Genomic DNA, 15,661 nt, shown 5'->3' with positions numbered 1-15,661 from the left:
GCGGAGGACCTACCGGGGAGGGAAATATGCCTCGTGCTGGAAGCGGCGGTTCAGGCCGCTCGTCAAGCGGTCATGACAGTTCACGAATGTCGAGCGGCCATCGGCCACAGGCACCCGGTTCCGGTCGTAGGGCACAGGGGGACTCGCGTGGAAGTCTGGGCGGTGGATTCCCCAATGACGACTTTTTCACAGGATCGGGGCCTTCTCTGCCTGGCATCGATCTGGGAGATCTGTTCTGGTATGGCATGGGCAAGGCAAGCGAGCGCAGGAGCCGGCAACGAGCCGAACAACGCAGGTATGGACGCCAGTATGGAGATCCCTGGAACCAATACGGCAATCAGCCCGCGCAAGGGCCGTTCGGTCCATCCGGCCCGAGCATGGGTGGCAATCAACCCATCACCGTGCCGGGAGGAGGCTCGCCGATGACCGGGTCATCGGGGTCCATGCCACCGTTCGGCAATGCTCCGCAGTCTTCAGGACCGGGCATGCCAAGCAAGGGGCCCCGCAAATCGACGGGGTTGATGCCCATCCTCGGCATTCTGGCGGCATTCGTGGTGTTCATGGTCATTCTGATGATGCCCAGCTGTTCGAATTCCGAACCAAACCGCAACGACTACAACGTCACAGTGCCCGAAAGCACCTACAACCGCACGAAACTCGATTCCGGACGTGCCTACGACTCCAATTGCATCGATGACGAGCTTGGATGGTTCTCCAATGTGGGCACCGCCGAACAACGCCTGAAGGTGTTCTACGACAAAACGGGCATTCAACCCTATATTCTCTTTGCCAAATACAATCCGAAACTCACCAGCGACGAAGCGAAGCAGGAATGGGCGAAACAGTGGTACGACCAGCATATCGACAATGAGGACACGCTGCTGTTCGTCTATTTCGCCGAACGTGACACCGACAACGACGTTGGTTACATGACGTTGGTGAACGGCAAGCACGTCTCGAGCATCATGGACGCGCAGGCCACTGAGATCTTCTGGACGTATCTCGACGAGTACTGGTACAGCGACCGCAGTACCGACGATGCCATAGTGGCCACGTTCGACGCGACGGCGGGCCGCATCATGACGAAAACCACCACACGCAACGACGTGCGCAAATGGGTGACGGTGGCAGTGATGGTCATTGCCGTATGCGTGGTCGCCGCGATTGTCGTGTGGCTGCTCATCAAACGCAAGCGCGAGCATGAACGCTATGTGGAACGCATGGTCACCACACCGCTGGAAACCGCGGAAGACCCGATTTTGAACAAATACGATCACACAGATCAGGAACAGAAAGGACAATAGCCATGGCTATTCTCAAACGATTCGGCGACATCATGCGCGCCAACATCAACGCGTTGCTCGACAAGGCCGAGGATCCGGGGAAGATGGTGGATCAGATGCTGCTCGACCTCAACGAGGATCTCGCCGCAGTGAAGAAGGAGACGGCAAGCGTGATGGCCGCGGCGACGAGCGCCCGCCAGCAGGTGGATGAGTGCAAGGCGAACATCGCCAAGTACGAGGCCGCCGCCAAGTCCGCGGTGAAGGCCGGCAACGACGACGACGCGCGTAAGCTGCTGTCGACGAAGCAGCAGTATGAAAGCACGCTCACCTCGCTGGAGGAGGCCGCGAAGGTCGCTGAAGACAACGCGGCGAAGATGCGTCAGATGCACGACAAGCTCGTCAGCGACATCAATGGTCTGCAGGCACGCCGTGCCGCCATCCACGCCAAGGTCTCCGTGGCCAATGCGCAGCAGCATGTGAATGCGGCCACCGAGAAGACCTCGCGCACATCGCGGAGCACCGCCGCCTTCGACCGTATGGAGGAGAAGGCGGACCGCATGCTCAACGAGGCGAACGCGACCGCGGAACTCAATACGCAGGCCACGAACGAAGACATCGCCAACAAGTACCTGTCCGGTGGCTCCGCCTCGGTGGAAGACGAGTTGGCACGCCTCAAGGCCGAAGTCGGCGTGGAGGAGCAGCAGCAGGCCGAGCAGTGAACCTGGCTATGGTCCGAACCATGCCTGAAATACGAGTGGAGGGGTGCATTTGGAATGCACCCCTCCACTCGTATAGATGGCACAAGTGAGATGCCGCCCGAGATTGAATCGGATCAGCTCTGCGGCACTGCAATCTTTGCACGGCCGTGCCTGACCATCTCGCGGGAGTACCACAGCGAGATGATGAGCATGACCACCTCGAACGCCGCGGCGATGAGGATCGAATGCTGGAAGCCGTTGGCGTAGGCGAGATGGCGGTTCATGCCGTGTGCCGTCTGGCGCAGCACGTCGACTGAAAGCACGCCCACGAACAGGGCCGAGCCGAGCGAGCTGGCAATCTGCGCGCCAGTGGAGAAGATCGCGCTCGTATCGGGCATCAGATTGTCGGGCAACGCCTCGAACACCACATCTTTGTCGGGAACATTGATGAACGCGTCGCCAATGACCACCAGGCAGCCGATGAGCACGACCAGCCACACGATGCGGGTGGGAGCGGCGACGAAGGTGGCGAAGAGGCCGACCACAATGAAGGCGAAGCCAATGGACACAATGGGCCACATGCCTTGCGCGTCAACGCGCTTACCGGCGAACAGAATGCTGCCCGAGTAGAACAGCGTCATGATGAGCAGGAAGCAGCCGGAGATGAACGGTGTGCGGTCGCACGCACGTTCCATATACAACGGCAGCAGCAGCAACACGGCCTGCTGTCCCATCGAGCCGGCCATGTAGAGCAGCACGCCTACGGAGACGAATAGGTGCCGCATCGGCTTGAGATCGAGCAGTGGCACCGCCAAATGGAATTGCCGCACACCGAACCAAACGAGCACGGCTATGCCGCCGACGAGCATGGGGATTGCGAATCCGGGGCGATGGGTGAGCTCGGAGAACCCCAGCATCACCAAGGCAAGCCCCACGAATGCGAGCACAACCGACAGCACGTCGATCGGCTGCCTCTTGCGGCTTTCGACGTCGAACACGAACTTGGCGCCCATGATGAGCGAGATGATGCCAATCGCCAACGGCACTATGTACATCGAGGTGAGGCTCACATAGGTGAGGAACATGCCGCTGAGCAATGGGGCCACCGCGATGCCGAGCCCGATGATCGCACTGTTGAGCGAGACGATGCGGCCGGAGATCTTCGGGGGCACAATGCGAATGATCACCGTGTTGATGGTGGGGTACATGAGTCCCGAACCGATCGCCTGGATGAGCCTGCTGCCGAGCATCATCGGGAAGTTCAGCGAGAGCAGGCCGATGAGCGAACTCGCAATGAGCAAGATGCGGCTCCAGAAGAACATGCGTTTCAGACCCATGCGTGCAAGCACGGCCGCCGCCGTCATCACCGCGGTGGCGCAGACGATGGAATAGCCCACCGTCACCCAGTTCGCCGTGGTGATGCTGATGTGGTAGGTGTCGGAGATGTTCGGCAGGGCCACCACCATCATCACCCCGCAGAAGCCGTCGCCCAACGTGCTCGCAATGAGCGTGGCGATGAGCAGTTTGATTGACTTCCAACTGTGCTGTTGGCCGTTTTTCGCGGTGATCATTGTGGTATTCGCAATCGCTGCCATGCCTCTCCTTCCGGTTCGGACACCTTCCATTACAGGGTTGGACGTACCTAGATCAATGCCGATTATAGGAATGGTGCGCATGGGCGACCCGTTGTTCCACGGAATCGTATAGGCATGGATGAAGGCGGTGGCATGCCGGTGTCACAGGGAAAAGGAATCTTCAGAAGCTTGGCCCCACAACCGTGAATTGTGCTTCTAGCGTAGTGTCTGTGCATTTGACGCACGGAGAAATCGCTGGTAAATGAGACAAAACTCACCTACATGCGGCAATGTGTGCCCAAAAACATTCTTCAGGCAGAAAAGCGTGTCGCCGAAAACATTTCGGTTGAAGTTGTATGGATTATTTGATGTGCGGTGTACCGTACAGACGATTTCTGAACTCTCTACCATGGCAGGTGACAGCGTGAAGGCCCACCATGACGACGATGCACGACGAAGGTTCTGAAGCGAATTACGCACGGCATTCCGTGGGGTCTTCGATACAGGCTTATGCCAGGAAGGACAGGGAGAGTCATGAAGACTCGTGTGATGGCAACAGTCGCGGCGATGTTGGGCGCCGTGGCGATGATTGGCGCCGGAGGCCTCGTCACCTCTTCGGCGTTGGCTGACGATGCCACGCCAGCCGCTGGCGGCGGTTCGATCACGATCACCGCGCCGAGCAGTGTCGATGGCGATAACATGCTCGCACCGACAGTGAATGGGCAGACATTCACCGCCTATGAGCTTGGCGCGTATTCCAATGTGCAGACCGCAAACGGCCAGATCACCGGTTTCAATCTGACGCCGGCCAACGGCATCTCAGATGCCGAGGTGCGCAATTGGATCACCGCCGCGGCGGTGACCAATGGCACCGTCGATTCGGATTACGACAAAGTATTGACCTACAACACCACGACCAAGACCGTCGAGTTCACGGGTGCGGCCGAGAACCTGACTCCATTGCAGTTCGTGGCCAAGTATTTCTACGGTACGGCCGCCGACCGCTATGGTAATCAAAATGCCAGCAATACCGAGATGCGCCTGTTTGCGCAGGCCGCCGCGAAGTCGAAGCTGCTGAGCAACGGTGTGCCGGCAACGGGTGCAGATGATAAGGTCCAGTTCACGAACCTTCCCGAAGGCCTGTATCTGATCGTCCAAGACAGCCCCGCTTCGACATCGCAGACGCTGGCGCGTGCCATGGTCACCGGCACCACCTACACCTCGGGCGGCACCACGTACACCGACGTGCATAGTGCCACAAATGGCGATTTCACCATCGGCTCGTTGTTCCTCAAGGCCGAGAAGGTCATTGTCACGAAGACCACACCGACGGATCAACTGGTCACGGTCGGCTCGCAACGCGAATTCACGATCACGACCCATGTGCCCATGTACAGCGATTATGCCAACTGGACGAATCAGACGTTCTCCATCTCCGATGCCCCGTCCGCCGCCTTGACCGTGGATACCCTCACGATCACGGTCAAGGCTGGGGCCGACCCTTTGGCAAGTGACAACTACACGCTGACAACTGGCACGCCCGCGAACGGCTTCACCGTCACGCTGAAGAATCCGCTCGCGCTGAGCGGCAAGACGATTACCGTAACCTACACGGCAACGGTGAACAGCGTGATAACGAATGCCATCACGAACACCGCCACCGTCGACTTCTCGAACGATCCGTCGAGCATTTCCAGCCATGGCGAGGCCACCACCGAGACGCCAACGGAGTTGTATGTGGCGTCGTCTCCGTTGCAGAAGGTCAAGTTCGGGACGGAACAGCCGCTGCAGGGTGCCGTATTCGCGGTGACCAGTAATGACAATCCGGTGAAGTTCGACTATGATGCCAACTCCCAGACCTATAGCGTTGACACGAACGGCACTGTGACCGAACTGACCGTCTCGAGCGACAGCGGCATCAATATCGCCGGTTTGGCCGCCGATTCCGGGAAGGCGGTGACCTACACGTTCACCGAGACGAAGGCGCCTGCCGGCTACGTGCTCGGGCAGAACCCCGTGTCGTTCACGTTGAACGTGACCCCTACATTCACGGATGGAAAACTCACCTCGGTGAGCTTCGACATCAATTCCACGACGTTCGCGAACTTTATCGACGAATCCGATGCGGCCGTGCGTAACTCCACGCCAATCACAACTACATCACTGGATCAGACCGTCGACGGCAAGACCGTCACCGTCACGAAGTTCACCAGTGGTTTGATTCGCGTCGAGAACACGACGAATCCAAGCGACTTCGCGAAGACCGGCGGCGAAATCACCCGCGTGCTCGTCATTGTCGCCGTGCTCGCCGTGATCGGCGGCGCATTCCTGATCGCGGCACATGTGCGCCGGAACCGCATGAAGGTCTGATGTCTTCACTGACTGGCTGAAGTGCCAGTCGCAATTGGCAGGCGGCCGACTCGCTCAGAGGTGAGTCGGCCGCCTGCCATATTCGAATAGTGCAGCATGGCTCGGAGCGAACAGACGACCGATGGGCTACGGTATGGTCACTACGGTATGAAAGGCATATATGAGGCGACAGGAGGAGACAATGCCACGTAGGCATCGCACCGGCCGACACGGCGAGGCCGCCGGTTCGCGTCGCCGGTTCGCGCCGCGGATTCGTCAGGACATCGCGCGCAAAGACGGTGTTGCCGCATCGTTCGCCATCATTGGCTGGATTTGCTATATCGCCGCCGCGCTCCTGCTGTCGTGGGTGGTCGGGGCACTCATTCACAACGACATGATTGCGCGCACCGTGGCCGATGTCGTCGCGTCCGCCCCCTCAACCTGGCCTGCAGGCGACCGCAAGGCAATCTACAATCGTGCACGTGAATACAACGGCCGGCTCGATGTGCAGTTCGGCGGACGCATTCCCGCCGACGCCGCCAGTGAGACCGGCCCGGCCCGCGAAACGCTTGACACTGCGTACATGACCACGTTGTCACTCGACGACAAGGGTGCAATGGCACGTCTGAGCATTCCGCAGATCTCGGTGAACATACCGATCTACCATACGACGCTCGATTCGTCACTCGACGACGGCGCCGGGCATATCTACGGCACCGCATTGCCAATCGGCGACCCGCACACCTATTCCGCACTGGCCGCGCATTCCGGCGGCGTGCAAGGCATGCTGTTCACGCGTCTCGGTGAACTGCACAAGGGAGCCGTGTTCTACATCGACGTGCTCGGCGGCGAACACGGTTACCGCGTCGAAGACATTCGCACCATCAAACCCGAGCAGATGGAGCGTACGCTGCAGGATCTGCGCAAGCAGTATGGCGATGGTGAGGCAACCGTCACGTTGGTCACCTGCACGCCGATCGGCGTGAACACCGAGCGGCTGCTCGTCACCGGCGTACGTGAGAACATACCGCAGAGCATTCCGCCGGGGTCCACGCAGAAAGACACCAGATTGATCGCCGTGTGCATTGGCATCGCATTGTTCGTGCTACTGATCGCGCTCGCCATACTTGTCACTTGGTTGCGGAAACGGCGCGCAGTGCAACGAAATTAGCTCACAGCGAGAACTGTAGCCATTGACTTACCGAATCTCTATAATACAGATTTTTGTATCGGAGGCCGATTTCTCGGTGAATCCATGGGGAGAGCGTCTACCCGATGTGCAATGTGCATGCGCACATTTCGCCGGCCCCGCTTAGCCGATAGGCAATTGTGCTGTGCGTGCATATCAGACGCGGTAGTACTGGAGATATAGATATGAGGAGTCATGCATACGGATCGGATGCATGGCACATACAAGCGGAAAGCGATGGGAAAATGAAACGGAATTGATTGAAGAAGGCGACGGCGGCACTCGTCTGCGTCGCCACTGCCGCCGCGGTGGGTATTGGTTTGACCGCGCCTGCCTATACGGATGCGGCAGATACTCAGATTACGATCAGCGCACCGCAGGGCAATCGCCCGGGGACGAGCGATCTGAACGTCAATATGTTTGACGGGCGTTCGTTCACCGCCTACAAGTTGGCGGATTACACCAACGTTCAGGTGAGCGACGGCAATGTGACCTCTATGGATTACAAGCTTGACACGCCTCTGACCAATGCGATGGTGGATGGCTGGATAGCCAAGGCACTCGATCAGTTCCCCATGACCGATGTGGCCACGGTGAGCAATGGCACCGTGACATTCAAGGGCGACGCTGCCGCGATGAGCCCCATGACCTTCGTGGCCAATTACTTCTACGGAACTGGCGCCGACATCTACGGCAACACCGGTGTGAACAGCAATGCGATGCGCATATTCGCCGAAGCCGCCCAGAAGTCGCTCACCGCCCCCGGCGTGACGGCAACCACTGCTCCGGTCACGGTCAACAATGATTCCGCTGTCGTCGACGCCTCCCAGTCCGGCCAGAGGCTGTATCTGATCGTCGACACCACCAAGGGCCTCAACAATCAGATTCCAGCCCGCGCCATGATCACCGGCACTCCGGTGACCGTCAATGGTCAAACCTATATGCAATTCAAGGGCAGCAACGCCACGTACACGCTCGGCTCCATCAAGTTGAAGGCCGAACAGGTCGTGAACACCATTGCCGATACAAGTGCACAGAAGGAAACGTTGGTAACCAACCAGTCGCAGCGTACCTTCCAGGTTACGGCGAACATTCCGAATTATGCGGCCTACGACAATTGGTCGTCGCCCACGTATTCGGTCACCATCACACCAAGCGGCAACGTGAAGCTCGACAGCAAGTACACCGTCGAGGTGCAGCCTGCCGGATTCCCCACCTGGTCCACGCTGCCCGATTCCAACTATTCGCTGGTGAGCCCCGCAGGTGCGGCCACCGGTTCGCTCACCGTGCAGTTCTCCAGTGCCGCGATGAAAACCTCGACGCTGAGTGGCGTCACCGTGCGCATCACCGTCAATGGCACCGTGCAGAACGTGACGACGACCCCCACCTTCGTGGCGGCGCAGGCCACGTTCTCGAACGACCAGGGCGATGCAAATAGCACCGGCACCGCCGAAGAGGCCAGCCTCGGCCTGTTCAATACGGTGATTCCAGTGAAGAAGATCGCCTACAACGCTGGTGCCACCTCCGCTGCACTCACCGGCGCGCAGTTCTCCGTCACCTCGGGCACCACCACAGTGAAATTCACAGAGAGCACGCTCAACGGCAAGCCCTACTATCAGGTGGACCCGAATGGAACTTTGAGCACATTCACCGTCGGTGACGGCTACATCGCTAGCCTTGGCGCCAACACCAACAACAGCACGACCTACACAATCACGGAGAAGGTCGCCCCTACTGGGTATGTGCTCGATGGCCGCCACGACATCACCTTCAACGTCACGGTGACCCCGAACTATACGAACGACGTGCTCACCAGCGTGACCTACAAGCGTGACAATGGCATCTACGGTAACTTCCTCGACACCACTCCGAGCAAGATGACAACAGATGACGGCCAAACCGTGAATCTGGAGTCCCGTACCACGGTGAACAACCGCTACATGAACACCCAACTGGAATCCGAGATGATCCACGTCAAGAACACGAAGAACCCGTCCGATTTCGCTCAGACCGGCGGCCATATCGTCCAGGTGCTCATCGCGATGCTCATCGTGGCGATCGTCGGCGCGATCCTGCTGATCGTCGCGCGTATGCGCCGCAGGAACAACACCGACCGTACACAGATTGCGTGATCGATATCCCGACAATCTGCCCGCAGGGTATATCTGAACAGTCAAACAAGGTTGCAGTAGGGTGAGTGCGAGATGAAGAAATTCCAGAATTTCCTTGCACTGCTCCTTGCTGCAACCTTTGTGCTTTCAGCCGGCATGTTCACCGATGCCGCCTATGCCAAGCAGGTTGCCAAGCAAGCCCCGAGCATTTCGGAAAACCACGAACTCGAGGAGGAACCAGCGCCAACTTCAAGTCCGAGCGACGAGGCGTCACCATCCCCGAACGCATCACCTGCGGATGCGAGTCCAAGCGCGGAAGCCAACTCGAGCGAGGCGCAGACAGGCGACGGCAATGCCAGTGAGTCAGACGGCGCGAATGCGCGTAGCGGGCAAGTGCATCAGTGGAGCGCGAGCGAACTCAATGCATTGCGCTCCAGCGCTGAACACAGCGGCAAGTACGGCGATGTGGGCTGGTGGATCAAGAACGGCGTGTTGCATCTGGGGACGGCGGACTGGCAGACGCTCGGTGACTATGACAGCCGCAGGAACGGGCTTTCCTATTGGAATGACTACCGAGATATAATCTCTGCCGTATCTATCGACTACCGCATCAAGGGATCGAAGAACATGTCGTACCTGTTCTTCGGGCTGGGCAAATTGGAGTCGATCACCGTGAATCAGACGACCGCACCATATGGCTGGTGGTGGGATGGCGTGGAGAGTTTGGAGAACATCTGCAACAATGACGTCTCGCTCACCGACATTTCGGCGTTCTCGCACATCGAGTATGATTCGCACAATCCACAGCGGCCGAAATCGTTCAAGTACGCATTCAAGCATTGCGAGAAACTGCAGGATCTCACCCCGCTGAAGGACTGGATGTTTGAGAACATGTGGGGCACCGGTGTGGAAGGCATGTTTTCGGATTGCTATTCGCTGAAGGACCTCACGCCGATTTCCTACCGTGAAGTGAACGGACGCCGCTACTGGAACATGGACTTTGCCCAAACGTTCCTCGACATGTTTAAGAACTGCCGTTCCCTCGAGAAACTCGATGGATTGGGGGATTGGAACGTCGGGAATGTGACGAATATGCAGAACATGTTCCAAGGGTGCTCCAACCTCACCGATCTGTCCGCGATCTCGAATTGGCAGGTCGGCAATGTGCAGCAGATGGTCAGTATGTTCGAAGCATGCACATCGCTCATCGATCTTGCCCCGCTCAATGGGTGGAAGCCTGATGCGGCGCTTACGATGGCATCGCTGTTCTCCGGCGACGGACGCATCCACGATGTCTCCGCACTCAAGGATTGGTCGGTGGGACGTGTGACCGATACGTCGAACATGTTCGCCAACGTGAACACCATCAGCCCGGTGGCACAGATGTCGTTTGCGCCGCTTGCCAACTGGCATTTCGGCTACAACGCACTCACGCAGTACACGGGCATGTTCTCCGGTGTGAAGAACATATGTGAAGAACATATACGAACTGGGTGTGCCTCCGGTGAACAATGGCGGCAAGGAACTGGCGGCCGCGTATGCGGCGGCGTTCGACACTCCCGAATGGCGCAACGACATCCAGTGGATCAAACAGGGAGGTCCGGAAGGCGAGTTCACCGGGCCCTTCTCGGTGTCGAAGCTGGCGTCGCTGATGCAGTCGAACCAAGACAAGTTCGGGGGCGCCGCCGTGTATGTGCGGTATGGGGCGAAAACAGGGTCGTTGGCGGTGACGATCACCCTGGAAAACAAGAATTTCCCCGGAGACAAAGTGCCGCGCGGAGGCAAAACCGAGTTCCAGGTTCGAATCCGCTTGTTCGACGACAATGGTAAGCCCATCACCGGCTCATTCACCGGTGGAGTGGTGAGCAACAACACGAAACGCCCTGACGGCACACTCGATACGTTCACTGCAACGTTCGATGGGAACGGGTATGCCACGGTACGGGCTTGGGATTGGCACACGACCATCATCGCCGACCTGCCAGCGACGGCGACCTATGAGGTCGCTCCGGCTCAGCCTCTTCCCAACGGCTACACCTACGTGAACGGAACGGATTGTCAGAGCACGATTCCTGCCGATGACTACGCCGTGGCCACGTTGCTGTATTCGTACAAGCCGTCTGCAGTCACGGCACAGAGCGCACTGAGAAAAGTGCTCACCGGGCATGTGAATGGGCGCAAACTCGAAGACGGCGAATTCGTTTTTGAGTACACAGTCTGTCTGCTGCAAGGCAATCAATGTGTGACTCCGCCACAAGGTGCTGCGAATGTCACGTCTGGCACCGTGACCAATACAGCGGGTGGCGCCATTCCGATTTCGGTAGTGTTCAACCAAGGTGGCATGTCCAGCGAGAATTGGACACGCACGTACCGAGTCACTGTCACCGAGCGTAAAGGCGAGGAACTGGGCATCAACTACAATCCGTCGGGGAAAACCGTATCCATCGACTTCGCCATTACCGACAACCAGAAAGGGGCCCTGCAATACAAGGTCTCGCAGGTGGAGAGCAGTTCCAAGGAAGACACGAGCCAAGACCAGAAGATCACGTTCAGCAACTACGTGTATGCGTCGAATCTGCCATCCACAGGTCTCAACACCTATGCAGGTCTGGTGATCGCCGTAATCGTTGCTGGCGCGCTGTTCACGGCGGTGGCGTTGTGGCCGAATGGGCGTCGGCATGAGCGCGAGTGAATTCGCAGACCACGCGCTGTGCCAGCCATCATTTGCGTAAAAAGGGACAAGTAATCTGCGTAAATGTCTCCATTTACGCAGAAAACGGAGCATGCGAATATGCCGAGCGGATTGCCGGCAGTCGTGAATGCCCCGTCCACATTAGAATGGCAATAACCTATCGAGAGGAGCGTGGGAGGTGAGCGAGCAGGAAACCAAACTGGAGCAAGTCGAAGACCGCGTCGAGAAGAGGTGGCCCAAGTGGCTGGCTCCGCAGATTCGTGGGGATGTGTCCAGACATGATCTTCCTACCGCAATCATTGCGGCATTCGGCTGGCTCTGTTATCTGGCGTTTCTGCTCATGCTCATCTGGGTGGTCGGAACGCTCGTGCATAACGACATGCTGGGAAAAGAGGCGGCGCGAAACATCACCGAGGCAAGCCGCTCGTGGAGTGTGCAACGGAAGAATGCGGAGCTGGAGAAGGCATACGCGTATAACCATGATCTGCGCAAGTATTTCAATGGCAGAATTCTCGCCGACACCACGAACGAGAACGGTGCAACCATAGAACGTGAGGATGCGCGGTACAACAGCACCCTGAATGTGGACGGCAATGGTGGCATGGCGAGACTGGTGATTCCGAAGATCTCTGTGGACATTCCGGTGGGTCACACGACGCTCGCGCATGTGCTCAATCGCGGCGCCGGGCATGTGTACGGAACGGATATGCCAGTGGGGGAGTCTGGTACCTTGTCGGCGATTGCGGCGCATTCAGGCGGTTTTCAAGGCCTGCTGTTCACGCGTTTGAACGAACTCGATGACGGTGATACGTTCGAGATTCAGGTTGCAGGTGAAACGCAAGTGTATCGCGTGTTCAACAAGCGTACGATTCTGCCCGACTAGTTGGAAGACAATCTGGCGCAGATTCGTGATATGGAGGGGCGTAACGACAACGCGATCGTGACACTGATCACCTGCACACCCCTCGGCGTGAACACGCATCGTCTGCTTGTCAGCGGCATTCGTGTACCTGACAGCCAGGCCAAGTTCGCCTACAACCAAGGTGATGGAAGACTGCGGTGGTTCCTGATCGGCGTCACATCGTCATTGATCGCGCTGCTGCTCGGCCTGGCATTCCTGGCATTGTGGAAGAAAGGCCACGGATTGCCGCGTCTCAAGCATTGCGCGGGCTGGCAGGGGGTGTCACCGCTGCCGGGGCTCGGCGATGACGCGCAGTGAGCTGCCGAGCGGCAAACGGGAGCGGTTCCGGCATGTATTCGTCGTCTGCCGCAGCTGCCCTGAGCAGACGACGAATACCGGAATCGCCTACTTGGTGAGTTCGTTGTATTTCGGCACGCCCATGTAGTTGAACGAGACGTGCTGCACGTTCTTGCCGGCGGCCGCGGTGACGTTCGCATACCACAGCGGAATCACCGGGAGGTCGTTGAACAGCAGTTCCTCGGCCTGATGGTAGTAGCCGATCGCCTTCGACTCGTCGGTCTGGCGTGCGGCGTCGTCGATCAGCGCGTCGAAATCACGGCTCTTGTAGTCGCCGTTGTTGAGCCCCTTGCCGTCTGCAGACGCGGAGTCATAGGCCTGCATGAGGTAGCCCTCCGGGTACGGGTAGTCGGATTGCATGCCCTGCAGGAACGCCGCGTTGATCGTGCGGTCGTGGATCGCCGAGCTCAGTTCCTTCTGCGTGGGCAGCACATACGGCTCGGCGTCGATGCCCAGCGTGTTCTTGATCGAGTTCGTGATGCCCTCGATGAGCTCGCGGTTGCCGCTGTCCGTGCTGTAGGCGATGCGGAAGGTGCCGTTCCACTTCGAGATCGCGTCGGCCTTCGCCCAGAGATCCTGTGCGGTCTTCGTCTCGTAGTCGAGCACGTCGGAACCCTTGAGATCCTTGGAATAGCCGGCAATGGTGGGTGCGAGGAAGTCGGTGGCCGGGGTGGCGGTGCCGTACATCACCTTGTCGATGATGCTCTTTCGGTTGATGGCATGGCTGATCGCGGCGCGGCGCAGGCGGCCCTCCTCGCCCTGGAAATGCGCGAGCTGCTGCGGAATGGTGAACGATTTGAAGCCAGGGCCCGGTTTGTTGAAGGTCTGCAGATTCGAATCCTGCTGGTAGCTGGCCAACGCGGATGCCGGAATCGTGTCGATCACATCGAGATTGCCTGATTCCACGTCGGCATACGCGGTCTGCGTGTCGGTGTACAGCACGAAGTTGATGCCGCCGTTGCGTGCCTTACGTGGCCCGGTGTACTTCGGGTTCGGCTTAAGTTCGATGTTTTGGTCATGGTTCCATGCCTCGAGCATGTATGGACCGTTGCCCACCGGGCGCTCGCCGTACGCGTTGACGTCACGGTACGCGCTTTCGGCGATCGGCAGGAACGCGACATCGCCCACCTTGTAGGGGAACGAGGAGTCCGGGGCGTTGAGTGTGACCTGGAGCGTGTGGTCGTCGATCACGTTGATGCCCGAAAGCTGGGCGTTCTTGTCCACGCCGTCTTTTTGCAGATCGTCGTAGCCCTTGATCGTGGCGAAAATCGAGGCGCCGAGCTGTCCGTTGGCGGCATTCGCGGCGAAAGACCACGATTTCGCATACGTGCTCGCAGTGATCTTCTCACCATCGGAGAACTGCAGATTGTCGCGCAACGTGACCGTGTACTGCGAGGCGTCGGCGTTCGGTGTGATCGACTTGGCGTCCGCATAGATGAGCTCGCCTTTGTCGGAGAACGTGACCAAGCCCTCGTACAGCTGGGTCACCACTTTCCAACCGGCCATGTCGTCGGTGTTGCCCGGCAGCAGATTGGCGGCCGGCTCCACATTGTTCACCGAGATGGTCTGCGAGGATGGGGAGGAGTTCGAGCTGCCGGACGCGCCGGTACCTGCGCCGCAGCCGGCGAGAAGCGCGCCGAGCGCCGTGATGCCGGCGATGGCGGCGCCGATGCGGTGGTGATTGGTGGTGTGATGTCTGAGTGAGTTCATGATGTTCCTTTGCGTGAATGGCGTGTTGTTTCGGATTGCCTGTGCTGAGTCGTCGAAAGGGCCATATTCGTGGGACGGCATACGCGAATGCATGCGAATGTGGTCTGCGAATAGCGAATGAGTATGCGGGAATCGTCCGAATGGGCCGGATGCCTGATGAGAATGCGTCTGGGAATCTGTATGAAATTCAGCGACACATGGCTGGGCATGACGAATCAATCGCATGGCGACAACATGCCTTCACCATTCCTTCGCGATTGATCATGCGCCCCACCATAGCATGGCGGGGCGGAACGCGGTTTGCGGGCAGCGTGAGCCAGATGAGAATACTAGGCAGACGAAGAATATGTGTGCAGTCATATTGGATTGGTATCACGGTATGGTCTGCGACACTGTTGAAATTCGGACGGCGAGGGAGGGTCTGGCGGAAGCCTTGTTATTCTGTGGACTTAAGCGCTTGAGGTGGTCTTGAGTGCGGAAGGAGATGAACATGAACGGCAAGGTTGCAGGGAAGTCTGTGAATGGGAAATCCTCGCGCATGGGAGCAGTGGCGGCATGGTGCGCGCTGTTGATGCTTGTGGCGGCAGTGCTCGGCAGTTGCACGGCGAACACGATGGCAACCGGTTTGTCTTCTGGGAGTACACGCAGGACGATGCAAGCGAATACGCCTATGTGATCGAAGTGAAGAACTCGTCGACGGGCGTGCTGCTCTCCGCCAACTCGCAGTAGGATGCCGAGGATGTGTTCGGTCGTCTGACAATCTCGCTTGCCGGCAAGTGATTTCACGTGCGCGCGTA

General features: G+C 58.5%; 12 protein-coding genes. 10 read left to right on the top strand and 2 right to left on the bottom strand.

The window, feature by feature from the left end; translation table 11 throughout:
* The first annotated feature begins 245 nt into the window (after positions 1-245).
* Both BANAN_RS06390 and BANAN_RS06385 read left to right on the top strand, forming a co-directional pair.
* Entirely contained in the window at positions 246-1,304 is a 1,059-nt protein-coding gene (locus BANAN_RS06390; RefSeq protein ID WP_237705789.1) for a hypothetical protein, read from the top strand.
* 2 nt (positions 1,305-1,306) lie between these two features.
* Positions 1,307-2,002, top strand: a complete 696-nt coding sequence (locus tag BANAN_RS06385) for a PspA/IM30 family protein (protein ID WP_014698089.1) — start codon at positions 1,307-1,309, stop codon at positions 2,000-2,002.
* A 113-nt stretch (positions 2,003-2,115) separates the two neighbouring features.
* Here BANAN_RS06385 and BANAN_RS06380 read toward each other — a convergent pair whose 3' ends face one another.
* Entirely contained in the window at positions 2,116-3,576 is a 1,461-nt protein-coding gene (locus tag BANAN_RS06380; protein ID WP_014698088.1) for an MFS transporter, read from the bottom strand.
* Positions 3,577-4,089: 513 nt separating this feature from the next.
* Between BANAN_RS06380 and BANAN_RS06375 the strand changes: the two genes are divergently transcribed.
* The 7 genes from BANAN_RS06375 (at position 4,090) to BANAN_RS07970 (ending at position 13,115) form a co-directional block, all read left to right on the top strand.
* The gene (locus BANAN_RS06375; RefSeq protein WP_014698087.1) at positions 4,090-5,925 is read left to right on the top strand and encodes an isopeptide-forming domain-containing fimbrial protein; all 1,836 of its coding nucleotides are present in this window, start codon (positions 4,090-4,092) and stop codon (positions 5,923-5,925) included.
* 181 nt (positions 5,926-6,106) lie between these two features.
* Positions 6,107-7,075 (top strand): class C sortase, encoded by a 969-nt coding sequence (locus tag BANAN_RS07980; protein ID WP_014698086.1) that lies wholly within the window; start codon positions 6,107-6,109, stop codon positions 7,073-7,075.
* Positions 7,076-7,353: 278 nt separating this feature from the next.
* Positions 7,354-9,225: an isopeptide-forming domain-containing protein gene (locus BANAN_RS06365; RefSeq protein ID WP_014698085.1), complete on the top strand. Its 1,872-nt coding sequence runs from the start codon at positions 7,354-7,356 to the stop codon at positions 9,223-9,225.
* A 72-nt stretch (positions 9,226-9,297) separates the two neighbouring features.
* A complete protein-coding gene (locus BANAN_RS06360; RefSeq protein ID WP_014698084.1) occupies positions 9,298-11,034 on the top strand; it encodes a BspA family leucine-rich repeat surface protein in 1,737 nt (578 codons plus the stop codon).
* A complete protein-coding gene (locus tag BANAN_RS06355) occupies positions 11,015-11,896 on the top strand; it encodes a Spy0128 family protein (RefSeq protein WP_014698083.1) in 882 nt (293 codons plus the stop codon). The genes BANAN_RS06360 and BANAN_RS06355 overlap by 20 nt, the downstream gene beginning before the upstream one ends.
* A 178-nt stretch (positions 11,897-12,074) precedes the next feature.
* The gene (locus BANAN_RS07975; RefSeq protein WP_014698082.1) at positions 12,075-12,779 is read left to right on the top strand and encodes a sortase; all 705 of its coding nucleotides are present in this window, start codon (positions 12,075-12,077) and stop codon (positions 12,777-12,779) included.
* Complete coding sequence (locus tag BANAN_RS07970) at positions 12,780-13,115, top strand: sortase family protein (RefSeq protein ID WP_014698081.1); 336 nt, start codon at positions 12,780-12,782, stop codon at positions 13,113-13,115. It begins immediately after the preceding gene.
* An 87-nt stretch (positions 13,116-13,202) separates the two neighbouring features.
* Here the strand turns inward: BANAN_RS07970 and BANAN_RS06345 are convergent, their stop codons facing one another.
* Positions 13,203-14,864 (bottom strand): peptide ABC transporter substrate-binding protein, encoded by a 1,662-nt coding sequence (locus BANAN_RS06345; RefSeq protein ID WP_014698080.1) that lies wholly within the window; start codon positions 14,862-14,864, stop codon positions 13,203-13,205.
* 555 nt (positions 14,865-15,419) lie between these two features.
* On the opposite strand from BANAN_RS06345, the gene BANAN_RS08445 reads away from it, so the two are divergent.
* Positions 15,420-15,593 carry a hypothetical protein gene (locus BANAN_RS08445; RefSeq protein ID WP_014698079.1) on the top strand — a complete coding sequence of 58 codons (174 nt, stop codon included), beginning with the start codon at positions 15,420-15,422 and terminating at the stop codon, positions 15,591-15,593.
* Positions 15,594-15,661: the final 68 nt, after the last annotated feature.

The organism is Bifidobacterium animalis subsp. animalis ATCC 25527, assembly GCF_000260715.1.
Lineage (GTDB): Bacteria > Actinomycetota > Actinomycetes > Actinomycetales > Bifidobacteriaceae > Bifidobacterium > Bifidobacterium animalis.
This window is presented reverse-complemented; position numbering and strand designations above follow the sequence as displayed.